Origin of the sequence: Klebsiella sp. GW_Kp182 (genome assembly GCF_040062275.1) — a bacterium.
Classification (GTDB): Bacteria; Pseudomonadota; Gammaproteobacteria; order Enterobacterales; family Enterobacteriaceae; genus Klebsiella; species Klebsiella michiganensis.
The window spans coordinates 125496-150720 of the sequence record NZ_JBEAFQ010000004.1; the positions used below are offsets into that span (position 1 = coordinate 125496).

Consider the following 25225-nt stretch of genomic DNA (forward strand, 5'->3'; position numbering starts at 1 on the left):
CGATGTCATCAACGCCGCGTCCTCATGATTTAGTCTGGTTGAATAATGCCGCCGCGCTGGAGGCGATTGAGGAGTCCTGGGTCGCGCAGCACTGGCGTATTAGCCTGCCGGTGGTGGTACGACGCGACGTTGATGCTAACGCCCGCATTCCGGTGGGCGTACGGGGGATGAAGCGCGATCAGCGGGCCGCAGGCTGGGTACAGAGGGAAAATATCGTCCGTACCGTCAGCCCGGAAACCCTCGCCGATCGCCAACAGCTCCTGCGCTCGCCGTTTGTCTCCCAGCCGCCGGTACAGGCGGCGATATCACTGACCTTACACCCCTGGCCGTGGCGCTGGGGCATTACCGGCAGCACCGGCTACGCGCTGGCCACCGAGATTCCGGTGCTTCACGCCGCCAGCGATCTCGATCTGCTGATCCGCGCGCCGCAGCCGATCGCTCGCGAAGCGCTGCTCGCCTGGCAGTCCCGCGTCGCGCAGCTGCCCTGCCGGGCGGATACCCAGGTCGAAACGCCCGCAGGGGCTTTCGCGCTAAATGAGTGGCTGCGCGATGGCCGCGTCCTGCTGAAAACGTCCCGCGGCGCGCGCCTGACCGCTGCGCCGTGGAACAGGGAGGAAGCATGAAAATTCTCTTTACCTTTCCCGGTCAGGGAAACCAGCGGCCGGATATGCTCGCCGCGCTTCCCGACCGCCAGAATATCCTCGCTGAAGCGCGAACCGTGCTCGGCGATGAAGTAGACCATATAGATACCGCCGCCGCGTTAAAACATACCCGTGCGGTGCAGCTGTGCCTGCTGATCGCAGGCACAGCCTGGGCGCGGGAGCTGCAGCGTCAGGGAGTAAATCCGGACATGGTCAGCGGCCTGTCGATAGGGGCTTTCCCGGCGGCGGTGATGGCCGGCGCGCTGGATTTCACCGACGCCCTGCGGCTGGTGGCGCTGCGCGGCGATTTAATGGAGCAGGCTTATCCTCACGGCTACGGGCTGACGGCGATTATGGGCCTGACGCTCGACCGCGTGGAAAAGCTGATTGCCGACAGCGACCTCTATATTGCCAACCTGAACGCGGAAACGCAGATTGTCATTGCCGGACGCGACGACGAGATGGCCCGCGTGGCCCGGCTGGCGCTGGCGGCTGGCGCCGGTAAAGCACAGCGGCTGGCGGTCAGCGTACCTTCCCACTGCGCGCTGCTGGATGAACCGGCGGCTAAGCTGGCAAAAGCGTTCTCTGACGTCACGCTGCAGCGCCCGCGCTGCGCCTATCTGAGCGGTTCCACGGCGCGCGTTTTATGGGACCCGTTAAGCATTGCCGACGATTTGGCGCGGAATATGGCGCGAACCGTGCGCTGGCAGGAAGCGATGATCGCCGCTGACGAACGGGACGCGCGGCTGGCGATCGAGATGCCGCCCGGCGGCGTGCTGACCTGTCTCACCCGCCAGGCGGGCTGGCAGGGGGAGTGTATTGCGCTGGAGCGCAGCGGTATCGACGTTGCCCGTCACCTGGCGAACCGGCTTAACGGCTGAGGCTGCGGGCGTACATCCGCCCTTCTGCCGCCAGCGCCAGCAGGTCGGCGTCGCGCTCGCGATGGTGTGAGTAGACAATGGAGATCAGCTGGCGCATCTGATACGGCTCCGCCAGCTTCAGCAGCTGTACGTCGTTTTCATACACCTTTTTCATTCGTCCCGGCAGCAGCGCAAAGCCTACGCCCGCCTGCACCAGGCTAATCATCGAAAAGATATCGTTAACCCGGGTGACGATTTCAGGCTCGAATCCGGCCACCTGGAAGGCGTCCTGAAATCCGGCATAGGTGGCAAACCCTTCCGCCAGCGAAACAAACTTGCGCCTGGCGTAATCGCGCAGCTCGGCGGGAGCGGTGGTATCCAGCTGTTCCGTCGCCGGGGCGGCGAGGAAGATATCGTCCTCAAACAGCGGGACCACATCAAAAGCCGAATTATTGAATTCACCTTCGTTGGTGGCGATCAGGATCGCATCAAGCGCGTCATCTTCCAGCATATCCAGCAGCATCTGATTGGAGCCCATGGTGAGATCCAGCTCCAGCTCCGGCCGACGCAGCTTCATGCCCATAATAATGCGCGGCACGGTTTCAAGGGTCAGGGAATAAAGCGTGCCGATGCGCAGCCGGCCCTGCCCGACGCCGGCTACTTTACGCGTCGCTTCCAGGCCGCGGGTCATCAGGCTCATGACGTCCTGGCAGTACTCCAGCAGCGTCCACGCCGCCGGGAGCGGCAGCAGGTTGCGCCCTTTATGAATAAACAGCGGGCAGCCGACGCCCTCTTCCAGCGTATGCAGCGCCCGGTGGACGCTGACGCCGCTCAGCTGCATAGCCTCAGCGGTTCTGGCGATGTTCCCTTTCGCCATAAACATCATAAATACCGACAGCTTGCGGAAGGTGATGTCCTGATTAATGTCGTCTTTCATTGCCCTGGGCTCCGCGTTTCGGTCTTCTTAGCATTTTCTTTCGTGATTTCAAGACAGTATAACCACAATTAACGAATGAAGGATTAGCCGGAAGGGGGATATCAGCGCGGGGGGAGAGATTAGAGCAATGTCACGTTTTCGCCGGGGCAGCGAAGAGAGGCCAGTAGGCCCGGTGAAGCGTCAGCCGCCACCGGGCAATGTCAACGACGTGGGCTTACAGCGCCATATCGTGCTGCGGCGACGTTTCCGCCTTCGGCTCTGCCGGTTTGGCGGTCATCACCGGCGCGGTGGCGTTCATCTCAATCACCGGCGGTTTGGTCAGCTGCAGCGCCGCCGCGGTATCATCCCAAACCTGCTGGGTCAGCGCGACGTTGCCGTTCAGCTTCTGGCCGTAGCTCGGGACGATATCGTGAATACGGCGCTGCCATTCCGCTGAATGGAACTGCTCAGGGAACATCTGCTTAAGAACGTTCAGGGTAATCGGCGCGGCGGTAGAAGCCCCCGGCGAAGCGCCCAGCAGCGCGGAGAGGGTTTTCTGCTGATCGACCACCACTTCGGTACCCAGCTTCAGTACGCCACCCTTCTCTGCATCTTTTTTGATGATCTGCACGCGCTGACCGGCCTGAATCAGCTTCCAGTCCTCTTTACGCGCGCCAGGATAATACTCCTTCAGCGCCGCAAAACGGTCGTCGTCGCTCAGCATCACCTGGCTGATGAGGTATTTCACCAGATCGAAGTTGTCCAGACCTACGTGGGTCATCGGCAGAACGTTATCGGTGGTGGTGGTGCTAAGCAGGTCGAAGAACGAACCGTTTTTCAGGAATTTCGTCGAGAAGGTGGCGAATGGCCCAAACAGCACCACGCGCTTGCCGTCGAGGAAACGGGCATCAAGATGCGGGACCGACATCGGCGGTGCGCCTACAGAGGCCTGACCGTAAACTTTTTGCTGGTGCGCATTGGTCACCGCCGGGTTTTCGGTCATCAGGAAAGAGCCGCCTACCGGGAAACCCGCATAGTTATCCGCTTCCGGAATACCGGTTTTTTGCAGTAATTTCAGCGCGCCGCCGCCGGCGCCGATAAATACGTATTTCGCATCGATCGCCTGCTCTTCACCGCTATTAACGTTTTTAATCGTCACGTGCCAGGAATTATCGGCATTGCGTTTAAAATCGGTGACTTCTGAAGAGGTCTGCAGCGTGAAGTTATTATTTTTCTTCAGGCTACCGATCAGCTGGCGGGTTATTTCCCCATAGTTAACGTCGGTACCCACCGGAGTCCAGGTTGCCGCAACGCGCTGCTGCGGATCGCGCCCTTCCATCACCAGCGGCGCCCACTGTTTTATTTGCGCGTGATCGGTGGAGAATTTCATCCCCTGGAATAAGGTCGTTTGCTGCAGCGCGGCGTAGCGTTTTTGCAGATAATCAACGTTATCTCCCCAGACGAAACTCATGTGCGGCGTGGAGTTAATAAAAGAGTGCGGATCGTGCAAAATGCCGCGTTTGACCTGCGCCGTCCAGAACTGGCGGGAGATCATAAACTGTTCGTTAATATCCAGCGCTTTGCTGACGTCGATGGTGCCGTCCGGGCGTTCCGGCGTATAGTTCAGCTCCATATTCGCGGAGTGCCCGGTACCGGCGTTGTTCCAGCCGTTAGAGGATTCCAGCGCGACGCCATCCAGCTTCTCAACCATCACCTGTTTCCAGTCCGGCTGTAATTCCTGCAGCCAGGTCCCCAGCGACGCGCTCATAATACCGCCGCCAATCAGCAGGAAATCGGTTTTTTTCGAGGTATCGTCATTTGCGAAGGTCGCCGAGCTGACGAACATCGCTAATGCGGTCATAGATATAATCGTATTTTTAATTGCAGGCATAATAGAAATATCACATAGCACAAGTGTAATAAGAGCGTGCATATTAACGCACTTTTACTTTATTTTAAAATATCATTTACACATCCGCACACATAGCTAATTATTGTTAACCTGGTTTTTTAACTTAAAAAAGTAAATTCCTCGCCAGCAGCAATAAATACGCCTTGCGATGGCCATTTTCAGAAGGGGAATTAAACCCGGGTAAGCGGATGAAGAGTATGGAATAACGATGCTGTGTATGACCAGATTATTTTGCGTTATCCGGCGCGTATTGTGGAAATACGCGCCGTCGGGTTAAGTTCAGGCAACCGTCTGCGCCGCGCGTAGCGCAATCCGCAGATGATCGTTATGCTCTGCCAGCAGCTCGCGCGCCTGCCAGGCATCCAGCCCGCTGAGGAGCATGAGTATTGCCGTCCGGCAGTGCTGATTGCAGCTGGCCAGCGCGGCTTTGGCCTCGCTGCGCGAGCCCCCCGTCGCCGCCATCACGATCGCTATCTGCCGCTCGGCCTCGTGCGGCGTATTGGCCTGCAGATCGACGCGCAGGTTTTCATAAACCCGTCCTTCGCGAATCGCCAGCCCGGTGGTCAGCATCGTCAGGATCTGCCGCTGCGCGATGCGCGCTTTCGGATTCCCGAAACCCGCCACCGCTTCCGGCCCGGTTTGCGGGGCGATAATGATATCCGCCAGCTGCGCGGCTTCACTGGTGGGCTGCTGCGTCACAACCGCAATCGGCGCCCCCAGCGACCAGGCGTGGCGCATCGCGCCCCAGACCCACGGCGTTTTGCCGCTAACCGTCAGCGCCAGCAGCATATCCTGGTTGCTGAATCGTAGAGCCTCAAGTTCGAAAGCCCCAAGATCGTAATGACTCGCGGCGGTTTCCATCTCCTGCCGCGCGGCGGTCGCTCCTCCGGCGATAAGGGCGACAAGCGAATGTTTTCCCTCCGGGGTAAATTCATTCACCGCCTGCGCGGCGGCTTGACCCGATGCCCCGGCCCCCACAATCACCAGCCGCCCTCCCCGGCTGAGCGTCGCCGTCGCGTTATCCATTAGGCGCGCGATCGCCGGCAAACAGGCCTCAACGGCATCGGCAATCCGCTTATCATCCTTATGCAGCAGCGTCAGCATATCGAGGGTGGCAAGACTATCAATATGGGTGGTTTCAGGGTGGCGTCGTTCCATCATTGAAGCGGTTGGCTTACTGCTCATAAAAACCTCCATTTAAACGCGAAAGAACCTTCCGGGACGAAAGCGCAGGCCTGAGGCAAACCCTTTCATTGACCATGGCTATTAATGGCAGTGTAAAGCTTAAGCGACGCGCTTTACCGCCACCGGAGTCACAGTTTTCATCCCCCTGAAGCCATTCAGCTGCCGATTGGTCGTTATCCAACCAGCGGCGCGTTCGGCGCGCCGAGGTTGCGAGGCGAGGCCAATGCGCTATTAGCGCAACGTCAGGCCGCCATCCACGACATACTGGCTACCGCTCACGAAGGACGCCGCGTCGGAAAGCAGAAACAGCGCCACATCAGCCGCTTCAGCCGCCGTCCCCTGGCGGTGAAGCGCCAGGCGGCTCACCACCGAGGCTTCAAATTCGCGGCGCACCTCGTCGCGCATAAAATGGCGAAATGGGGTGTCAATCGGGCCGGGAACCAGCGCGTTAACGCGGATATTTCGTTCCCCTAACGCCGAGGCCCAGCAGCGGGTTAACGAAATCAGCGCGCCTTTGGTCGCCGAATAGAGGCTTGCCGCCGCGGCCCCTTCATGAGCGGAAGTGGACGCCGTCACCACCACCGAGGCTCCCGCATTAAGCTTTCCGGCGAGCGCCGCCATCTGGAGAACCGGCCCGCGCACGTTGGTCGCCATCATGCGATCAAAGGCCGCGGCATCCACCTGCGACAGCTCCCCAACCGCTGCGTATCCGGCGTTGAGCCAGAGGCCATCAAGCCCGCCGGATGAATCGATCGCCTCGGCCAACGCCGCGCCGGTCAGCGGATCGCTGGCATCATTGTCAATGACCCGCGCCCGATCCGATAGCTGCCGGCGAAGAGACGCCAGCCGTCCGGGATCGCGCCCGGTGGCGATCACCCAACCGCCTTCGCTATCGATGCGCTTTGCCCCGGCAAGCCCGATTCCGCTTGTCGCACCGGTGATAAGAACTCTTTTTGCGCTAAATCTCGCCATGGTCATTGCCCCTCTCTGCGTAATCACATTTATCAGGATGGTAACCAGCGAAGAACCGTTTGATAATACCAGTATTATCAATATGACTGTTTGGGGTAATAGCCATAATGCGCGGAAGTGATTTTGCGGAATTAAGAGCCTTCGCGATGGTCGTTGAGCAAGGCAGTTTTACCCGGGCGGCGGCGCATCTCGGCGTCACGACCTCCACCTTAAGCGCAACCATCCGGCGTCTCGAGGAGCGCATCGGCGTACGTTTATTACACCGGACAACGCGCAGCGTCGCGCCGAGCGAGGCCGGCAAGCGCATGATGCAGCGGCTGGCTCCTGCGCTGGCGGCGCTGGAAGACGCGGTTACCGATGCCCGGACGGCCAGCGCGCCCGCGGGCCGCCTGCGCCTCAATGTGTCGCGCATCGCCGCGATTCATTATCTGGCGCCGCTGCTGGGCGGATTTATGCAACGCTATCCCAACGTTGAGCTGGATATTGTTACCGACGATGCTTTAGTCGATATCGTTTCTTCCGGTTTTGACGCCGGAATTCGTCTCGGTGAAAAGCTCCATCAGGATATGGTTGCCGTCGGGCTAAGCGGCGACCTTGAAATGAAAGTCGTCGCCTCTCCGCACTATCTGGCGCAAGCGCCGCATCCGCGAAAGCCGCAGGATTTGCTGCAGCACCCCTGTCTGACTTATCGCAGGCCCAGCGACGGCAGCGTTTATCGTTGGGAGTTTCAGCGCGACGGCGAACGCTACGAGATTGCGGTCAAAGGGCCGATCGTCGTCGATGAACCGGCCATGCTGACGCCGTTAGCCCTCAAGGGCACCGGTATTGCCTATCAGTTTGCCCATCAGGTCGATCCCTGGCTGGAGACAGGCCAGCTAGTCCAGCTATTGAAAGAGTGGACCCCGGCTTTTCCCGGGTTTTACGTTTACTACCCCAGCCGTAAGCAGATGGCATCGCCGCTGCGGGCGTTTATTGACTATCTGCTGGCCGTCGGCGGCAAATCGCGTCCGCCAGAATTGCCGTCTGGCTGATTTTGCTTTTATTACGCGGCTTTATGAAAACCGCGCATTCAGCGATAATACGCCTCTATCCGTTTTCTCCTGGGGTCGGTATGAATGAATTCGCGCAGCAGCCCGCGCGTAAACGCGCAATGAGCATGAAGCTGAGCACCGCCGTGACCTTAATGATCGGCAGCGTCATCGGTTCAGTACTGATTCTGGTCTATGCCCTGTGGTTTATGCAGATTAGCGGCGCCACCCGCGACGGCGTGAAAGATACGGCGCTGGCGGTGGCGCGGACGCTGGCCGACACCCCGGAAGTCAAGCGCGGCCTGACGCTGCCGCCGGACAGCGGCATTATTCAGCCGCTGGCGCTGGCCGTCACCCGGCGCAATGGCCTGCTGTTTGCCGTCGTCACCAATATGGACGGCATTCGCTACTCGCATCCCAATAGCCAGATTATCGGCAAACCTTTTATCGGCGATGACATCCGGCCCACGCTGGCGGGCAAAGAGAACGTTGCCGTCAACCACGGCGTGCTGGCTCCGGCGCTGCGCGTCTTCACCCCGGTGTTTGACGATAGCCGCCGGCAAATCGGCGTGGTGGCGATTGGCATTTCGCTGAGCAAAGTCGATACGCAGATCGCCGCCAGCCGCTGGGATGTGATTCTGACCGTGCTGTTCAGCGCGCTCGTGTGCGCCGTCGGTACATGGAGCCTGGTTCGCGGCCTGAAGCGCGTCCTGCTGGGCCTTGAGCCGCAGGAGATCTCAACGCAGTTCCAGCAGCGCCAGGCGATGCTGCACTCATTAAAAGAGGGCGTGGTGGCGGTGGATAGCGACGGCCAGGTGACGCTGATTAACCCCGCCGCGCGCGATATTCTGTTTAACGGCCCCGGGAACGATATCGCGCAAACGCCGCTGCTGGCGGATTTGCAGGAAGTGCTGCAAACCGGCGAGCCGATTTACGATCGGGAGCTGGGCTGTAACGGTCTGCTGCTGATCAGCAACACGGTCCCCGTCCGCGACGAGGATGACGTGGTCGGCGCCATCAGCACCTTCCGTGACAAAACCGAAGTCAGCCAGCTGCTGCAGCGGCTTGACGGGATGGTGAACTATGTGGACGCCCTGCGTACCACATCCCATGAATTTATGAATAAGCTGCACGTGATCCTCGGCCTGTTGAATATGAAAAGCTACGATAAGCTGGAAGAGTACGTGCTGCAGACCGCCCACACCTATCAGGCGGATATCGGCGAAATCCAGCACCGGATTAAATCACCGGTAGTGGCAGGCTTTTTGATCGGTAAAATTCAGCGCGCTAAGGAGCGGGGTTTTACCCTCACTCTCGCCGATGAGAGCCTGGTGCCGGACTGCCCGAATGAAAAACAGGTCACCGTACTGGTTACGGTTCTGGGTAATTTAATCGAGAACGCGCTGGATGCCATGAGCGGCCAGGCCGAAGGCGAAGTCGGCCTGCTGCTGCATTACCAGAACGGCTGGTTAAGCGGCGAAGTCAGCGATGATGGTCCCGGTATCCCGGAAGCGTTTATCGATGATATTTTTAATAAAGGCTTCTCCACCAAAGGCGAAAACCGCGGCGTCGGGCTGTTTCTCGCCAGCCAGCAGCTTCGCGAACTGGGCGGATCGCTGGCCGTGGAATCCGAACCCGGCGTATTTACTCAATTTTTTGTTCATCTCCCGTGGGACAGTAAAAGGAAAAGTGCGTGATAAATGTATTAATTGTTGACGATGATGCCATGGTTGCCGAACTGAACCGCCTGTACGTGGGACGGGTCAGCGGCTTCCGCTGCAGCGGCACGGCGTCTACGTTGAGTAAAGCCAGGGAGATGATTAACGACAAGGATCTGGAGATAGACCTGGTGCTGCTGGATGTCTATATGCAGCAGGACAGCGGTCTGGATCTGCTGCCCGCCATTCGCGCGTCCGGACGGGCCATCGACGTGATTATGATTACTTCCGCCGCGGATGCCGCGACGGTTCAGGCCTCGATGCGCTACGGCGTGGTGGACTATCTGATCAAACCCTTCCAGTTTCCACGGTTTGAAGAGGCGCTCACCGCCTGGCGCGAAAAGCGTAAGCTGATGACCGGTCAACCCTATTATGAACAAGCGGATGTCGACCGGCTGCTGCACGGCGGCGTACCGGAAGCCGCTGACGCCCGCAAGTTGCCGAAAGGCCTGACGCCCCAGACGCTGCGCACCCTCTGTCAGTGGATTGATGCCCATCCGGACGTGGAGTTCTCCACCGACGAGCTGGCGGCAGCGGTAAATATATCCCGGGTTTCGTGCCGCAAATACCTGATTTGGCTGGCGCAAATTAATATTTTGTACACCAGTATCCACTACGGCGCCACGGGACGTCCGGTGTACCGCTACCACCTGATAGCGGAACAGTACGGCCTGCTTAAGCAGTACAGCCAGTAAGCCGGTAGCCGTCATCCAGCAGCTGAAAGCGGAAACGACGCTGTGAAGAGAGGATAACGTCGCGATTTTTAGTGACGAAAATCGCTTCGATATCCTCGCGCTGGCGCAGCGCCGCGCAGCCTTTCTCTACGCCAAGACCGTAGATCAGGGTGGTCCAGATATCGCCGTCCAGCGAGTCGGCGGAAATAATCGTTACGCTCTCCAGCTCGTTATCCAGCGGGTAGCCGCTGCGCGGGTCGAGAATATGGTGCCAGCGTTTGCCGTCCTGCTCGAAGTAGCGTTCGTAAATGCCCGAGGTCACCACCGATTGCCCCGCCACCGCAATGCTGCCAATCAGCGCATCCGCCGCTGAGTACGGTTTTTTCAGCCCAATTGACCATTCGCCCAGGGTATGGACATTGCCGCCGAGATTAATCAGCGCGGCGTTCACGCCCTGCTGCCGCAAATAGTCGCGCACCCGGTCGGCGATATAGCCTTTCGCGATGGCACCAAGATCGATCTCCATTCCCGTCCGCGCAAGGTAGACGCTGCTGGCGGCGTCATCGAGGATCACATCCTGCGCACGCGTTAACGTCAGGCGAGCGGCAATATCCTGCGGGGCGGGCACGCTCTGGCCCTGAAAACCAACGCGCCACAGCTTCACCAGCGGGCCGATCGCCAGGTTAAACGCGCTGTCCCGCACCATGCTGGCGGCTTTGGCGCATTTAATCAGCGCATACACCGGGCGGCTCACCGTCACCGGATGGCGCCCGGCGGCATGGTTGATATCCATCACCTGGGAGTGCGCGCGGTTAACGGTGAAAAGATCTTCATAGCCTTTAATCAGCTGAAAGACGCGGGAGGCGAGCGGTTCATCATGAACGTAGAGCTTGAGGAGAATGGGCGAACCCATCAGTACGGCGGAGTAGCTGTAGACGCGGTTGTCGGACATATCGCACTCCTCAGAGAGATAAGAAGCCGGGCCGTCTATTTGCCAGCCCGGCGGGTGTCGCTGACGTTTAACCTCTGGCGCGTTTCGCCGCCTGATGGCCCGCGAGGGTCCCGAAGATAATGATATCGGCCACCGCGTTACCGCCGATACGGTTACCGCCGTGAATGCCGCCAACCACTTCGCCCGCGGCAAACGCGCCCGCAATCACCTGATGACCGGCATTCAGCACCGCGGTATCGGTGTTAATGGTCACGCCGCCCATCGTGTGGTGAACCCCCGGGGCGATACGAATCGCATGGTAAGGGCCTTCATTGATCGGCGCACGCAGCGCGGTGGTACGACCAAAGTCATCGTCATGCTGTTTTTCAACAAAGCCGTTGTAGCGTTCCAGCGTATTGAGAAAAGCATGGTAATCCATCCCCAGTTTCTCCGCCAGCTGACGCGGCGAGCTGGCGCTGGTGACGAAACCTTTAGCGATGTACTCATCGGCGGCTTTGTTTTTCGCCCGGACGTGCTCGTCAAAGACGATATAGGCGAAGTGCTCAGGCAGCGCGATAATCGCGGCGGAAACCTTATCGCGGGTCTCCATTTCGTTGAAGAAGCGGTTGCCCTGCGGGTTCACCAGTATCGCCCCGCCGCCGCGAATCGACTCGGAAATCAGGTACGAGGTTTGCTGCTCGACGGTCGGGTGAATCTGAATTTCACCCATATCCACGGTGCCCGCGCCGATGCGTTCAAGCAGCGCGATACCGCCGCCGGTCGCCCCTTTATGGTTGGTGGTCACAAAGCCCGCCAGATCCGGGCGGTATTTCACCACCATCGCGCTGTTGGCGCTGAAGCCGCCGGTAGCCACCACAATGCTCTTCGTCTGTACCACTACGGATTCGTTTTCATCGGTGAGCAGGCGCACGCCGCTCACCTCATCGTCGGTCATCAGGATCTCTTCCACCGACGTATCCAGCAGGACATCGATACCGCGTTTGGTGATGTTACGCACCAGGCCGCTGATCAGGTAGCCGCCGACCGCCGACCCGTCGCGCGGACGGTGGGTGCGGTCGATGCTCATCCCGCCGGTAGTGGTGATATCGTTAAGCATAATGCCGCGACGCGCCAGCCACTCAATGGCCTCCGGCGCATTCTCCACGAAGCGGCGCAGCAGCTGCGGGTCGTTTTTGTTCTTACCGCCTTTCAGCGTTTCCTGGTAAAACAGCTCTTTGCTGTCTTCAATACCTTTCACGCGCTGGAAGCGGGTCTCTGCGGCGTTCATCCCGGCAGAAGCTTTAATGGTGTTACCGCCGATGGTCGGCATTTTTTCAACGATCAGAACGCTCGCGCCTTCATCGTGCGCCTGAATCGCGGCCGCCAGACCGGCTCCGCCGCTGCCGACCACCACCACATCGTAGCTTTTCGGCGCCGCATCGCCCGCGCCCTCTTCGGCGGCCAGCGCTTTACTGGACTTCAACATCGCTTTGGAAACCGCCTTTTTCACCGCTTCGCTCTGGCTGGTTGCGCCGGAAATCGCATCCACGTGTGGGGTGTTGGCGCTGAGGATCCGCTCGCGGATCTCTTCAAAGCTGGTGGTGAACTCGACGGTCTGTACCGGGCTTGCCGCCAGTGCGATATCGGCAATGCGGTCGTTTTCAAGGCTGACGTTGATCACCAGCTCGTTAGCGTCGTCCTGAACGGTTTCGACGAACATCCCCGGTTTGAATTTGGCATCGCCCATGCTCATATCGCGGATCATCGCCTCCACCAGCGAGAAGCGCCACAGCGGTTCCGGGATGTTCAGCGCTTCGCGCTGGGTGCTGTCAATATACAGCTCCAGCTCTTCGCCGGCGGCAATGCGCGCCGTCCAGTCAGGATACGCGATACAGGCGCGGCCCACCGCCATCAGGTCGTAGCCGTGATCCAGACCCTGCTCGGCATCGGCCGCGTTCACTACCCCGCCCACGCCCATCACCGGCACCTGAGCCAGGGTTTCAGAGCGCATGGCGCAATATTTTTCAATCAGCGGCGTGGGATCGGTGATATCGACAATCGACGGGCGCAGCGTGGCGCCAACCGAGAAGTGGAGATAGTCGACGCCGCGGGCGGCCAGCTTTTCCAGCAGATACATGGTGTCAGCAAAACGGATACCGGGGACTTCCATCTCTTCCGGGGAGAACCGGTAGCCGATAATAAAGGCATCGTCGGCGTACTGGCGGGCCATTTTGTGGGTGATGTCCAGTACCGCCAGCGGGAATTTCGCACGATTATCGCGGCTGCCGCCCCATTCATCGTCGCGCTGGTTAGAATTTGGCGAATAAAACTGCTGGATCAGATAGGTGTTCGCGCCGTGAATCTCGACGCCGTCGAAACCGGCCTGAATGGCGCGGCGTACGCCTTCGCCAAACTTCGCGATCATGCCCTCGACTTCAGCGCCGCTCAGCGCGCGGGGGGTTGCTGCGCCATCGCGCGGCGCGGCAATCGCGCTCGGGGCAACCGGCTGGCGTCCGCCGATAAGCTGCGGGTCGACCATCCGGCCGCCGTGGTAGATCTGCAGAATCGCTTTTGACCCTTCCGCCTTGATGGCGGCGGCAATTTTCGCCAGGCCAGCCACTTTTTCATCATTATCGATACCGATGGCGCCGGGGAACGCCAGACCGTAGTCATCAATAAAGCAGCATTCAACGATAATGGTGCCGATACTGCCTGCGCGAGCGCGGTAGTACTCAACCAGTTCGCTGGTCACGGTACCGTCAAAATAACCGGTGCAGGTGGTCATCGGCGCCATTAACAGGCGGTTTTTAAGCTCAGTACCGTTCGGTAAAGTAAAAGGACGCAAAATTCGTGGATGACTGGTCATAATGACGCTCCAGATTTTAAATATTGAAAATTGAGAATTGGGTGACGGAATTGTTTTTGTTTGTATTTGGTAATCCCTTAAGTCATGCCAATAATATAGCGCTTTTTTTAGTTACCAAAATAATTACGTTAGTTAAAAAACTATTTAATACCAACAATAACATCGATACCTCCTTTGTATTATTAATTAAATATAATTCGTTCACATAGTGGATATAGCCAATAACAAATCTGAAACCATTTTTAACATGCACCGCCAGGAGGATATCAATATAAAATGATAAAATTCAATAAGATAAATACATTATCAGTTCATGGAATCATTCGTGATTTAACATTAAGCCAAATTTCAGACAAATAAACACCTCACTAAACAGGGTTATTCGTAATAATAAAAAAGTGGCTAACAACCCGCTTTTTTTGATCTAAATCAATTGCAACGACGCATGAAAGCGCAATATATAAATAACCCAATATTTTAATTTAACGCCCAACGAAGCGCGTTAAATAACAGTCAGCGCAATAACCAAAACCGACAATTAATAATTAAAGAAAGTTTTGCAACTAAAGAAATCGAACGGTTAAGCGATGACCAAACCCTATTTTTAACTACTTGCAGATACTCATTATGAAAGAGAAAAAGACAACCATACCGCCTGCCGGTGCAGCAACAAATGCTGCTTATAAACGTCTGCTGATGATGGCGATGCCCATTATCGTTGCCGTCTTACTCTTATTCGTCCCGGTGCCCGACGGCCTTCCCCCTTACGCCTGGCACTACTTTGCCATTTTTGTCGGCGTGATCGTCGGTCTGATCTTCGAACCGCTGCCCGGCGCGGTCATCGGTATTACCGGCGTGGTGGTGATTGCGCTGTGCAGCCAGTGGCTGCTGTTCAGCCCTGAACAGCTGGCCGCGCCAGGGTTCAAGCTTGCCGGCGCCTCCTTTAAATGGGCGGTGAGCGGTTTCGGTAACTCCACCGTCTGGCTTATCTTCGGCGCCTTTATGTTTGCCGCCGGCTACGATAAGACCCAGTTTGGCCGCCGTCTGGCGCTTATTCTGGTGAAGTACCTCGGCCGCCGCAGCCTGACGCTGGGCTACGCCATCACCTTCGCCGACCTGCTGCTGGCGCCGTTTACCCCCTCCAACACCGCGCGCAGCGGGGGGACTATCTACCCGATTATCGCTAACCTGCCGCCGCTGTACGGCTCTAAGCCCAACGACCCGAGCGCGCGCCGTATCGGCTCCTACCTGATGTGGGTGGCCATTACCGCCGCCTGTATCACCAGCTCGATGTTTCTCTCCGCACTGGCGCCGAACCTGCTGGCGCTGGCGCTGGTGAAAAGCATCGTCGGCATTAATATCTCCTGGGGCACCTGGTTTATCGCCTTCCTGCCGCTGGGTATCCTGCTGATTCTGGCAATGCCGCTGCTGGCCTACTGGTTCTACCCGCCGGAAGTGAAAGTCAACGATGAAGTACCGCTGTGGGCCGCCCGCGAGCTGGAAAAACTTGGCCGCCTGTCGCGCAATGAAATTCTGCTGCTGGTCTTCGTCTGCTTTGCGCTGATGATGTGGATCTTCGCCGCCGAATGGATTGAACCGGCGCTGGCCGCTCTGCTGGTTATCGTGCTGATGCTGTGGACCGGCGTACTTTCGTGGAACGATATCACCAGCAACAAAGCGGCGTGGAATACCTTTGCCTGGTTCGCGACCCTGGTGGCGCTGGCCGACGGCCTCTCCTCCACCGGTTTTATCGCCTGGCTGGGTAAAGAAGGCGGCGCGCTGATGAGCGGCATCTCCCCGGGCGTCGCGACCGTCGTCCTGCTGCTGGCGTTCTATCTGCTGCACTACTTGTTCGCCAGCACCACCGCGCACACCACCGCGCTGCTGCCGGCCATGCTGACTATCGCCTCCACCATTCCGGGGATGAATATGCAGGTGTTCGTACTGCTGATGGTGACCTCGCTCGGCGTGATGGGGATTATCACCCCCTACGGTACCGGCCCCAGCCCAATCTACTACGGCAGCGGCTATCTGCCGACCAAAGACTACTGGCGTCTCGGCACCATTTTCGGCGCCATCTTCCTGGCCGCCCTGCTGCTGATTGGCTATCCGTGGATGTCCATGATGTTCTGATTCATAACCGTCGGGCCGAACCCCGGCGGTTTTACTCTTAGGGAGCAAAGCAATGTCGACTAAACCATTTGTCTATCAGGAAGCCTTTCCGCTAGCAAAAGATAAGACTGAATACTATCTGCTGAGCAAAGAGCACGTGTCCGTGGCCGAATTTGAAGGCCAGGAGATCCTCAAAGTAGACCCTCAGGCCCTCACCCTTCTGGCACAGCAGGCCTTCCACGATGCGGCGTTTATGCTGCGCGTTTCCCACCAAAAACAGGTCGCGCAGATCCTTCTCGACCCTGAAGCCAGCGATAACGATAAGTACGTGGCGCTGCAGTTCCTGCGCAACTCTGAAATCGCGGCTAAAGGCGTGCTGCCCACCTGCCAGGATACCGGCACGGCGATTATTATGGGTAAGAAAGGCCAGCGCGTGTGGACCGGCGGCGGTGATGAAGCGGCCCTCGCCCGCGGCGTCTATAACACCTATACCGAGGATAACCTGCGCTATTCGCAGAACGCCGCGCTGGATATGTACAAAGAGGTCAATACCGGGACTAACCTGCCTGCGCAAATCGACCTCTACAGCGTCGACGGCGATGAATATAAATTCCTCTGTATGGCCAAAGGGGGCGGCTCGGCCAACAAAACCTATCTGTATCAGGAAACCAAAGCGTTAATCACTCCGGCGAAGCTGAAAAACTATCTCGTTGAGAAGATGCGCACGCTCGGTACCGCCGCCTGCCCGCCGTACCATATCGCCTTTGTGATTGGCGGTACCTCGGCAGAAGCGACGCTAAAAACGGTGAAGCTGGCCTCTACCCACTATTACGACGAACTGCCGACCGAAGGCAACGAACACGGCCAGGCCTTCCGCGATATTCAGCTGGAGCAGGAACTGCTGGTGGAGGCGCAAAACCTCGGTCTCGGCGCGCAGTTCGGCGGCAAATACTTCGCCCACGATATCCGCGTCATCCGCCTGCCGCGCCACGGCGCCTCCTGCCCGGTGGGCATGGGCGTCTCCTGTTCGGCTGATCGCAATATCAAAGCCAAAATCAACCGCCACGGTATCTGGATTGAGAAACTGGAGAGCAACCCGGGTCAGTATATTCCCGAACATCTGCGCCAGCAGGGCGAAGGCAAGGTCGTCAGCATCGATCTTAATCAGCCGATGAGCGAGATTCTGGCCCAGCTTTCCGCCCATCCGGTCTCGACGCGTCTGACGCTCAACGGCACCATTATTGTGGCCCGCGATATCGCCCACGCGAAGCTGAAAGAGCTTATCGATAACGGTGAGGAACTGCCGCAGTACGTCAAAGATCACCCGATCTACTACGCCGGCCCGGCGAAAACCCCGGAAGGCTATGCGTCCGGCTCCCTTGGCCCCACCACCGCAGGCCGCATGGACTCTTACGTCGACCTGCTGCAATCCCACGGCGCAAGCATGGTGATGCTGGCCAAAGGCAACCGCAGCCAGCAGGTCACCGATGCCTGTCACAAGCACGGCGGTTTTTACCTCGGCAGCATCGGCGGTCCGGCGGCGGTGCTGGCGCAGCAGAGCATCAAGAGCCTGGAGTGCGTGGCCTATCCTGAACTGGGGATGGAAGCCATCTGGAAAATCGAAGTGGAAAACTTCCCGGCGTTTATTCTGGTGGATGACAAAGGCAATGACTTCTTCCAGCAGATCCAGAATAAGCAGTGCGCAGGCTGTTCGCAGCAAAGAGGATGATATTACCCGCCCCTGGCGGCGGGTAACCGTCGAATGCCGTCGCATGACGGCCTGAGATGAGCGACAAACCTGCCTGGCGGCTAAACGGCATCCATCTCTTCAAATACCTGCTGCGCCAGATGCATCGTGGCGTTGGCGGCGGGCAGGCCGCAGTAGAGCGCGGAGTGCATAATCAGCTCTTTCAGCTCATCGCGGGTGACGCCGTTATTAAACGCCGCGCGCAGATGCATTTTCAGCTCTGCTTCGCGGTTCAGCGCAATCAGCATGGCGATGGTGATCATGCTGCGGGTATGATGATCGAGCCCCGGCCGGGTCCAGGTCTCTCCCCAGGCGTAGCGGGTAATAAAATCCTGGAACTCTTCATTCAGCGGCGTCAGCTTTTCCAGCGTCTTATCGACGTGAGCATCGCCGAGCACCTTGCGCCGGACCTCCATTCCCCGCTGATACCGCTGTTTATCGTCCATGCTTTTCCCCCTGAACAAAACCCAGCAGCGCCGAGCTGAACGCCTGCGGCGCTTCGATATTCGATAAATGCGAAGCCGCCAGCACGACGACTTCAGAGACCGGGATCTGCTGATGCAGGAAGTTGGCGTCCGCCACCGTTGTGACAGGGTCACTTTCTCCGGCGACGATCAGCACCGGAATCGCGATCTGCGCGACCTCTCCACGCAGATCGGCGGCGGCCAGCGCTTCGCAGCAGGCCGCATAGCCTTCAGCATCGATATGGGTCAGCTGGTGACACAATGCTTCCACCACTTCCGGCGTCTTCTGGCGAAATGCGTGGGTAAACCAGCGGTCCGCGGCGCCTGCGGCGACCACTGCCATCCCTTCCTGACGCACCGTGCGGGCACGCGACAGCCAGCCGGCCTGGTCGCCAATACGCGCAGCGGTGTTGGCAACGACCAGCCCCTGAAAACGTTCAGGGGCAAAGCGCCCCAGCCACAGGCCGGTCAGGCCGCCCATTGAAATCCCGCAGAACCAGGCTTTAGCGATATTAAGATGATCGAGCAGCGCAATCACATCTTCGCCGAGCTGCGCCAGCGTCACTTTACCGTTTTTACGGGTGGCGCCATGGCCGTGGGTATCGTAGCGCAGCACGCGAAAATGCTGCGTTAACGACTCAAGCTGCGGCTGCCACATCGCCCGGGTAGTGCCCAGCGAGTTAGAGAGAACGATGACCGGCGCGTCTTGCGGCCCATCTATCTGATAATCAACATTCATAACGTTGCTCCTTATAGCGCGCCACAACCTGGCGCACGAAGAGTGCTGAGCTGCCGGTCGCCGTTGTCGGGTCCAGCAGTTGGGTTAAGCGGCTGGCGGAGAGATGCTCGCTGACCAGCGGATCGGTTTCCAGCACGCTTAACAGCGAACGTGACGCATCCAGCGCCTGGCGACACAGCGCCTCAACCCGGTGATGAGCCTCGGCTTTGCCGACAAACTCCGCCAGCGCCAGAGTGACGGCCTCGGCCATAATCAGGCCATGGGTGATATCGAGGTCGGCGCGCATCTTATGCGGGAAGACCTGCATGTCGCGGACCAGCGTTTCGCTCTGCGCCAGCGCGCCGCCGGCGAGGGTTATCAGCTCCGGCAGCGTTTCCCACTCCGCCTGCCAGCCGCCCAGCGCCCGCTCGTGCTGCTGGATCTGCCCGGCATAGAGCGTTGCCACCAGTCCGGGCGTACGCTGGGCGGCGGTCAAAATAGCGGCGCAGGAGATGGGATTGCGTTTGTGCGGCATGGTAGACGATCCGCCGCGTCCTTCGGCGACCGGTTCACCCACCTCTGCAACCTCGGTTTGCATCAGCAGAGAAAAATCATTGGCGAATTTACCCAGCGTGCCGCAGACGCCCGCGTACCATGCCCCCACCTCCAGCAGCCGGTCGCGCTGGCTGTGCCACGGCGCGTCCGGAAGCTGCAGGTCGAGGGTTTTCGCCAGCGCGCCGGCGATCCGCGGCGCCTGCGTTTTAAGGGAATCGAGGGTGCCCGCCGCGCCGCCAAACTGCAGCGCCAGCACCCTTGAGCGCATCTCTCGCAGACGCACCTGCCAGCGCAGCAGCGCATCCAGCGTCCCGGCCAGTTTCAGACCGAAGGTGACCGGCAGCGCATGCTGCATCCAGGTACGCCCGGGCATCACCGTATCCTGATAGCGCGCCGCCTGATGGGCTAACGCGTCGAGCAGTTGCTGCAGCAGGGAGTCCGTTTCCGCCAGCGCGCCGCGCAGTTGCAGGATAAAGCCGGTGTCGATAGCATCCTGGCTGGTCGCCCCCCAGTGTACGTAGCGCGCCGCCGCGTCATCCCGTTGTTTAACCCGCGCGGTCAGCTGTTTGACCAGCGGGATCGCCAGATTCCCGGCGCTGGCGGCGGCCTGCCCCAGCGCGGAGAAGTCGATGTTTTCGTACCGGCAACTCTCAATAATGGGATTAAGCGCCGCCTGCGGCACGAGGCCGCATTCGACCTGAGCGCGAGCCAGCGCGGCTTCAAAATCCAGCATCCCCTGTACCCGCTGCGCATCGCTGAACCAGGCGGTCAGCGGACTGGTGCGCATCATCGGGGTCAACAAACTCATTATGGCTCCTTAAACGCGTTCTATAATCAGCGCGATCCCCTGACCGACGCCGATACACATGGTGCACAGCGCATAGCGCCCGCCGGTACGGCGCAGCTGGTACGCCGCGGTCATTGCCAGACGGCCGCCGGAGGCGCCAAGCGGATGTCCGAGGGCTATCGCGCCGCCGTTAGGGTTGACGTGCGCCGCATCGTCGGGCAGACCCAGATCGCGCGTGACCGCCAGCGCCTGAGCGGCAAAGGCCTCATTCAGTTCAATGACGTCCATCTGCCCAAGCGTTAGCCCGGTTTGCGCCAGCACCTTACGTACCGCCGGCGCCGGGCCAAATCCCATAATACGCGGCGCCACCCCTGCCGTCGCGACGCCCACCACGCGGGCGAGCGGCTGTAAATCATTGGCGGCCAGCGCCTGCTCGCTGGCAAGCAGCAGCGCGCAGGCGCCGTCGTTGACTCCGGAAGCGTTACCTGCCGTCACCGTACCGTCGGCGCGCACAACGCCGCGCAGCCTGGCCAGCGCCTCCGCCGTGGTACTGCGCGGGTGCTCATCGCGGCTAAAGAGTAGCGGTTCGCCCTTACGCTGCGGCACCGAGACGGCAATCAGCTCGTCGGCAAAGCGTCCGGCCTCCTGCGCCGCCGCCGTACGCAGCTGGCTACGCAGCGCAAACGCATCCTGGTCCTCCCGCGAAATGGCGAAATCGTCCGCCACGTTTTCCGCCGTTTCCGGCATCGAATCCACGCCGTACAGCGCTTTCATCTGCGGGTTAATGAAGCGCCAGCCGATGGTGGTATCTTCCATCCGCATCGTACGGCTAAAGGCGCTTTCGGCCTTGCCCATCACAAACGGCGCGCGCGACATGCTCTCCACGCCGCCGGCGATCATCAGCTGAGTTTCGCCGCTTTTAATCGCGCGCGCTGCGATACCGATCGCATCAAGGCTGGAACCGCACAGGCGGTTTACGGTACTGCCCGGTACGCTTTCCGGCAGACCGGCCAGCAGCAGCGCCATGCGCGCGACGTTGCGGTTATCTTCCCCCGCCTGGTTAGCGCAGCCGTAAATCACATCGTCAATACGCGCCGGATCGAGTCCCGGGTTGCGCTCCAGCAACGCTTTCAGCGGCAGCGCCGCCAGATCGTCGGCGCGCAGGGTGGCCAGGGTACCGCCAAAGCGGCCGAACGGCGTCCGCACCGCATCACAGATAAATGCCTGATTCATCATAGGTTCCTTACGCGCTTTCCGCCAGTTGTGCAAAAGTCAGCGCCACCGGCGTGATGCGCTGCAGTTCCTCAAAAGAGAGGCCGTTAAAGATTTCCCGCACCACCGGGCCGCTTTCGCTGATATCGATGACCGCCAGGTCGGTGTAGATACGGCTGACGCAGCCGACGCCGGTCAGCGGATAGGTGCAGTGCTCTACCAGCTTGCACTCCCCTTCGCGGGTCAGGTGATCCATCATCACGAAGACCTGACGAGCGCCAATGGCCAGATCCATCGCTCCGCCGACGGCAGGAATGGCGTCGGGCGCGCCGGTGCTCCAGTTCGCCAGATCGCCGCTGGCGGAAACCTGGTAGGCGCCAAGCACGCAGATATCGAGGTGCCCGCCGCGCATCATGGCGAAGGAGTCGCCGTGGTGAAAGTAGCAGCCGCCGTTGAGCAGAGTCACATACTCTTTCCCGGCGTTAATCAGCTCCGGATCCTCTTCCCCCGGCAGCGGTTTCGGCCCCATCCCCAGCAGGCCGTTTTCGCTGTGCAGGAAGATTTCTTTATCGGCAGGAAGATAGTTGGCGATGCGGGTGGGCAAGCCGATCCCCAGATTGACGTAAGCGCCTTCGGGAATATCGCGGGCCACGCGCTGGGCCATCTCATCGCGAGTCAGTTTTTGCATTAAGAGTTCCTCAGGCGCTTTTAGCGGCAATCAGGTTTTCCAGGGAGTAGACGCGCTGCACAAAAATGCCCGGGGTAATGATGCTTTCCGGGTCGAGATCGCCCAAGGGCACCAGCTGCGAAACTTCTACAATGGTGGTTTTCGCGGCGGTCGCCATAATCGGGCCAAAATTGCGCGCCGCTTTGCGATAAACCAGGTTTCCCCAGCGGTCGCCCTGGTGGGCTTTGATCAACGCGAAGTCGGCCCTGATGGGGTATTCGAGCACGTAATGACGCCCGTCGATTTCGCGGGTCTCTTTCCCCTCTGCCAGCGGCGTACCGTAGCCGGTGGGGGTAAACACCGCGCCGAGGCCAGCGCCTGCCGCCTGGATCCGCGCCGCGAGGTTGCCCTGCGGTACCAGCTCCAGCTCAACTTTGCCGCGGCGATAAAGCTCATCGAAAATCTGCGAATCAACCTGACGTGGGAACGAACAGATCATTTTTCGCACCCGACCGGCCTTCAGCAGCGCCGCCAGGCCGGCTTCGCCGTTGCCCGCATTGTTATTGATAATGGTTAAATCACGGGCCCCCTGTTCTATCAGAGCATCTATCAGGTACGTCGGCTGCCCGGCAGGGCCAAAACCGCCAATCATTATGGTCGCCCCGTCGTGGATCCCGGCGATGGCATCACGTAGCGTCGACACGCTTTTATCAATCATCAGGTCGCTCCTGTATGTGCGGTAATCGCACTTTTATTCGTTGTTCGCACAAAATGTGACCCGCTTAACGATGCTGGTCAAGGGCGATAATCGAAATATGGTGCGATAATCGAACATCGTGTATGTTTAGCGAAAGAATGTGATCGACGGCAAATACGGAGAAGAAAATGGAGAAGCATCCAGATGATTTACTGACGGGCGATAGCGATCCGTTTAAGGGCGATCCGAACTTTATGGCTTCGCTGGCGCGCGGGCTGGAGGTGATCCAGGCGTTTACTCCGCAGCGCCCGCTGCTCTCAATTTCGCAGATCAGCCAAAAGACCGGCATTCCGCGCGCGGCGGTGCGCCGCTGCCTGTATACGCTGAGCAAACTGGGCTTTGTTTACGCCGAAGATGGTAAAAATTTCCAGCTGCGACCGAAAATTCTGGCGCTGGGCCACGCCTGGCTTGCCTCCACGCCGCTGGCGCGTTCGGCGCAGCCGGTGCTGAAGCATTTAAGCGAAATGCTCAATGAGTCCTGCTCCATCGCCACTCTCGACGGCGACGACATTCTTTATATCGCTCGCGCGTCGAGTTCGCGCATTATGACCATCGATCTCGACATCGGCAGCCGCCTGCCCGCCTGGGCGACCTCCATGGGACGCGTGCTGCTGAGCTATCAGCCGGAGGAGAAGCTGAACGATATGCTGGGCCGGGTCACGATGATTCGCTATACCCCGCAAACCGTTGATTCGGTTGCAAAGCTGCGTACCGAACTTAAGCGCGTGCACCAGCAGGGCTACGCGCTTAACGATCAGGAGCTCGAGATGGGGCTGCGCTCGCTGGCGGTGCCGCTCTTTAACCCTCAGGGGCAGATTCAGGCGGCGCTGAACGTCGGCGTACACGCCGGGCAGGTCTCCATGCACGAGATGCTGGAGCGGGTGTTACCCGAGCTACAGAAAGCAGCCCGGGAACTGACGCTGTTGATGCGCTAGCGGCTATGCTTGGCGTGGCGCTCCCAGTTTTCCTGCTTTGCCTCCGCCGATTTCCGCAGGGCCACGTAGCAGGCGCCGCTGCCGCCGTGGTGCGGTAACGCCGCGCAGAACGCCTGGACTTCCGGGAGTTCCACCAGCCAGCGCGCCAGGTAGCTGCGAATAATATTGGCGTGCGCGTTATCGTCGCGCCCTTTGCCATGCACGATCAGCACATTACGCAGCCCCTCTTTTTGCGCCTGGACCACAAAAGCAAACAGATTCTGTCGGCACTTCTCCACCGGCTGGCGCAGCAGATTGAGGCTTGCCTGCTGGCCGTATTTGCCGCGCCGGAGCTTCTCCAGGACGCCACTTTGCAGACCTTCCCGCTTAAACTCAAGGGCGGTTGCCAGCGGCACAATATCGAGATAGCCGGTGGTCAGAAAGTTATCCAGCTGCAGGGGATCAATCCGCAGCGCGGCGCGAGTATTGCGCGCGGGGTGCCAGTGAACGTCGTGATTATGTTTCAGAGGCTGAACGTCCTCCATGGCGCCAAGAAATAGGGATTTGTCGTCAAGGTTCATGCGCGCTCCTCCAGCTACTACCGGGTGGTTACTATAGCCGTCTCGCGGCGCCTCCTCAACGCGTTTAGCCACCTCTGCGCGATTATGGAAATAGTTGTCGGCTCTGACGACGAAACAGCGTGATTAATGACGCGGTTAAGGGCGTTTGCCGCGTATCGCGGCGCTGAATCAGAAAATAGGTGGCTTTGGGTAACGCTTCTCGAATGGGGATCATCACCAGCTTATCCGCCATCATCGGGTCGTTGCCAAGTTCGACCGGCAGAATGCTGAGAAAATCGCTTTTCACCACCAGGCTAATGCACGAAGAGAAGGTCTCACAAACGATATCCACCTTTGGCGCCAGTCCGGCCTGGTTAAACATCTCCTGCAGCTGTTTGAAGTAGCTACCGCGCGGCGTCGGCATCGTCCAGTGGTGATCGAGCAGCTCGGTAAGTGAAGTGACGTGTGCCGCCGGGTGACCGGCGCGGGCGAATACCGCGAAGGGTTTCTCAAATAGCTTCTCAAAGCTGAATTCATGATCGTAGGGGCCGGGATAGTAAGTATTGATGGTGAAATCCAGCTCACCCTGACGCAGTTCATTAATCATCGCCAGCAGCTGTCCTTCCATAATCCGCACCTTCACCAGCGGATGCTGCTGATGAAAGCGGCAAATAACCGAAGGCATCAGCGAACGCGCTACGCTGGCGCCAAGGCCGATATTAATCTGCCCGGCCTGCTCGCCCTGACGTTGCAGCAATTCATCCTGCGCCACCCGCAGCTCTTCCAGGATCAGGCTCGCATGTTGATAAAAACTTTCGCCATTTTCGGTCAACGCCACCCCCTGGCTACGGCGCACAAACAGCTGCGCGGAGAGCCCCTCTTCCAGCTCTTTAATCGCTTTGGTCAACGCCGGCTGCGAAATCGCCAACGCCCGGCTGGCGCCGCGAATACTTCCTTCGCGCGCGACCTCAACGAAGGCGCGAATGTGGTGAAATTTAATCTGAAATGACATGTTGTGAGTGATAACCA

At 59.1% G+C, this 25225-nt stretch carries 22 protein-coding genes; 8 read left to right on the forward strand and 14 right to left on the reverse strand.

Annotation, left to right across the window (positions count from 1 at the left end; translation table 11 throughout):
- Positions 1–2 precede the first annotated feature (2 nt).
- On the forward strand, positions 3–623 hold the full coding sequence (locus ABLU88_RS06185) for a malonate decarboxylase holo-ACP synthase (RefSeq protein WP_004851306.1): 621 nt from the start codon (positions 3–5) through the stop codon (positions 621–623).
- Positions 620–1522 (forward strand): malonate decarboxylase subunit epsilon, encoded by a 903-nt coding sequence (mdcH, locus tag ABLU88_RS06190; RefSeq protein WP_064380848.1) that lies wholly within the window; start codon positions 620–622, stop codon positions 1520–1522. Before ABLU88_RS06185 ends, mdcH begins: the two co-directional genes overlap by 4 nt.
- On the opposite strand, the gene ABLU88_RS06195 is transcribed toward mdcH, so the two are convergent.
- The 4 genes from ABLU88_RS06195 to ABLU88_RS06210 all read right to left on the reverse strand — a co-directional run bounded on the left by ABLU88_RS06195 (position 1512) and on the right by ABLU88_RS06210 (position 6486).
- Positions 1512–2438, reverse strand: a complete 927-nt coding sequence (locus tag ABLU88_RS06195; RefSeq protein WP_004135593.1) for a LysR substrate-binding domain-containing protein — start codon at positions 2436–2438, stop codon at positions 1512–1514. The two genes, mdcH and ABLU88_RS06195, sit on opposite strands and share 11 nt — an antisense overlap.
- A 214-nt stretch (positions 2439–2652) precedes the next feature.
- Positions 2653–4308, reverse strand: a complete 1656-nt coding sequence (mqo, locus tag ABLU88_RS06200) for a malate dehydrogenase (quinone) (RefSeq protein ID WP_025105795.1) — start codon at positions 4306–4308, stop codon at positions 2653–2655.
- 300 nt (positions 4309–4608) lie between these two features.
- Positions 4609–5514, reverse strand: coding sequence for an N-acetylmuramic acid 6-phosphate etherase (locus ABLU88_RS06205; RefSeq protein ID WP_049082727.1), 906 nt, complete (start codon positions 5512–5514; stop codon positions 4609–4611).
- Positions 5515–5745: 231 nt separating this feature from the next.
- Positions 5746–6486 carry an SDR family oxidoreductase gene (locus tag ABLU88_RS06210; protein WP_049082726.1) on the reverse strand — a complete coding sequence of 247 codons (741 nt, stop codon included), beginning with the start codon at positions 6484–6486 and terminating at the stop codon, positions 5746–5748.
- A gap of 107 nt (positions 6487–6593) precedes the next feature.
- On the opposite strand from ABLU88_RS06210, the gene ABLU88_RS06215 reads away from it, so the two are divergent.
- From ABLU88_RS06215 to dcuR, 3 genes are all read left to right on the forward strand, one after another.
- Positions 6594–7517 (forward strand): LysR family transcriptional regulator, encoded by a 924-nt coding sequence (locus tag ABLU88_RS06215; RefSeq protein WP_348836223.1) that lies wholly within the window; start codon positions 6594–6596, stop codon positions 7515–7517.
- Between the two features lie 80 nt (positions 7518–7597).
- Positions 7598–9211, forward strand: a complete 1614-nt coding sequence (locus ABLU88_RS06220; RefSeq protein ID WP_285925081.1) for a sensor histidine kinase — start codon at positions 7598–7600, stop codon at positions 9209–9211.
- Positions 9208–9927 carry a two-component system response regulator DcuR gene (dcuR, locus tag ABLU88_RS06225; RefSeq protein WP_004851320.1) on the forward strand — a complete coding sequence of 240 codons (720 nt, stop codon included), beginning with the start codon at positions 9208–9210 and terminating at the stop codon, positions 9925–9927. The genes ABLU88_RS06220 and dcuR overlap by 4 nt, the downstream gene beginning before the upstream one ends.
- Here dcuR and ABLU88_RS06230 read toward each other — a convergent pair.
- Positions 9908–10858, reverse strand: coding sequence for an FAD:protein FMN transferase (locus ABLU88_RS06230; RefSeq protein ID WP_014838638.1), 951 nt, complete (start codon positions 10856–10858; stop codon positions 9908–9910). The genes dcuR and ABLU88_RS06230 overlap by 20 nt on opposite strands.
- 67 nt (positions 10859–10925) lie before the next feature.
- Positions 10926–13703 carry a flavocytochrome c gene (locus ABLU88_RS06235; protein WP_047723732.1) on the reverse strand — a complete coding sequence of 926 codons (2778 nt, stop codon included), beginning with the start codon at positions 13701–13703 and terminating at the stop codon, positions 10926–10928.
- Between the two features lie 627 nt (positions 13704–14330).
- Between ABLU88_RS06235 and ABLU88_RS06240 the strand changes: the two genes are divergently transcribed.
- Together ABLU88_RS06240 and fumA are read left to right on the forward strand one after the other, a co-directional pair.
- Positions 14331–15836 (forward strand): anion permease, encoded by a 1506-nt coding sequence (locus ABLU88_RS06240; protein ID WP_004851326.1) that lies wholly within the window; start codon positions 14331–14333, stop codon positions 15834–15836.
- A gap of 52 nt (positions 15837–15888) precedes the next feature.
- Entirely contained in the window at positions 15889–17544 is a 1656-nt protein-coding gene (gene fumA / locus ABLU88_RS06245; protein WP_109240429.1) for a class I fumarate hydratase FumA, read from the forward strand.
- A gap of 80 nt (positions 17545–17624) precedes the next feature.
- On the opposite strand, the gene pcaC is transcribed toward fumA, so the two are convergent.
- The 6 genes from pcaC to ABLU88_RS06275 are packed head-to-tail and all read right to left on the reverse strand — an operon-like array spanning position 17625 to position 22683.
- On the reverse strand, positions 17625–18008 hold the full coding sequence (gene pcaC, locus ABLU88_RS06250; protein WP_046876593.1) for a 4-carboxymuconolactone decarboxylase: 384 nt from the start codon (positions 18006–18008) through the stop codon (positions 17625–17627).
- Entirely contained in the window at positions 17998–18765 is a 768-nt protein-coding gene (gene pcaD / locus ABLU88_RS06255) for a 3-oxoadipate enol-lactonase (protein ID WP_064374897.1), read from the reverse strand. Before pcaD ends, pcaC begins: the two co-directional genes overlap by 11 nt.
- Positions 18755–20107, reverse strand: coding sequence for a 3-carboxy-cis,cis-muconate cycloisomerase (locus ABLU88_RS06260; protein ID WP_049083973.1), 1353 nt, complete (start codon positions 20105–20107; stop codon positions 18755–18757). The genes pcaD and ABLU88_RS06260 overlap by 11 nt, the downstream gene beginning before the upstream one ends.
- Before the next feature lie 9 nt (positions 20108–20116).
- The gene (pcaF, locus tag ABLU88_RS06265; protein ID WP_004851337.1) at positions 20117–21319 is read right to left on the reverse strand and encodes a 3-oxoadipyl-CoA thiolase; all 1203 of its coding nucleotides are present in this window, start codon (positions 21317–21319) and stop codon (positions 20117–20119) included.
- Between the two features lie 10 nt (positions 21320–21329).
- Positions 21330–21986 (reverse strand): 3-oxoacid CoA-transferase subunit B, encoded by a 657-nt coding sequence (locus ABLU88_RS06270; protein ID WP_046876591.1) that lies wholly within the window; start codon positions 21984–21986, stop codon positions 21330–21332.
- Between the two features lie 10 nt (positions 21987–21996).
- Positions 21997–22683 carry a 3-oxoacid CoA-transferase subunit A gene (locus ABLU88_RS06275; RefSeq protein ID WP_348836224.1) on the reverse strand — a complete coding sequence of 229 codons (687 nt, stop codon included), beginning with the start codon at positions 22681–22683 and terminating at the stop codon, positions 21997–21999.
- A gap of 167 nt (positions 22684–22850) precedes the next feature.
- On the opposite strand from ABLU88_RS06275, the gene ABLU88_RS06280 reads away from it, so the two are divergent.
- Positions 22851–23657, forward strand: a complete 807-nt coding sequence (locus tag ABLU88_RS06280; protein WP_348836225.1) for an IclR family transcriptional regulator C-terminal domain-containing protein — start codon at positions 22851–22853, stop codon at positions 23655–23657.
- Here ABLU88_RS06280 and smrA read toward each other — a convergent pair.
- Both smrA and ABLU88_RS06290 read right to left on the reverse strand, forming a co-directional pair.
- Entirely contained in the window at positions 23654–24217 is a 564-nt protein-coding gene (gene smrA, locus ABLU88_RS06285) for a DNA endonuclease SmrA (RefSeq protein ID WP_025105807.1), read from the reverse strand. The genes ABLU88_RS06280 and smrA overlap by 4 nt on opposite strands.
- Positions 24218–24299: 82 nt before the next feature.
- Positions 24300–25208, reverse strand: a complete 909-nt coding sequence (locus tag ABLU88_RS06290) for a LysR family transcriptional regulator (protein ID WP_014229560.1) — start codon at positions 25206–25208, stop codon at positions 24300–24302.
- Between the last annotated feature and the right edge of the window lie 17 nt (positions 25209–25225).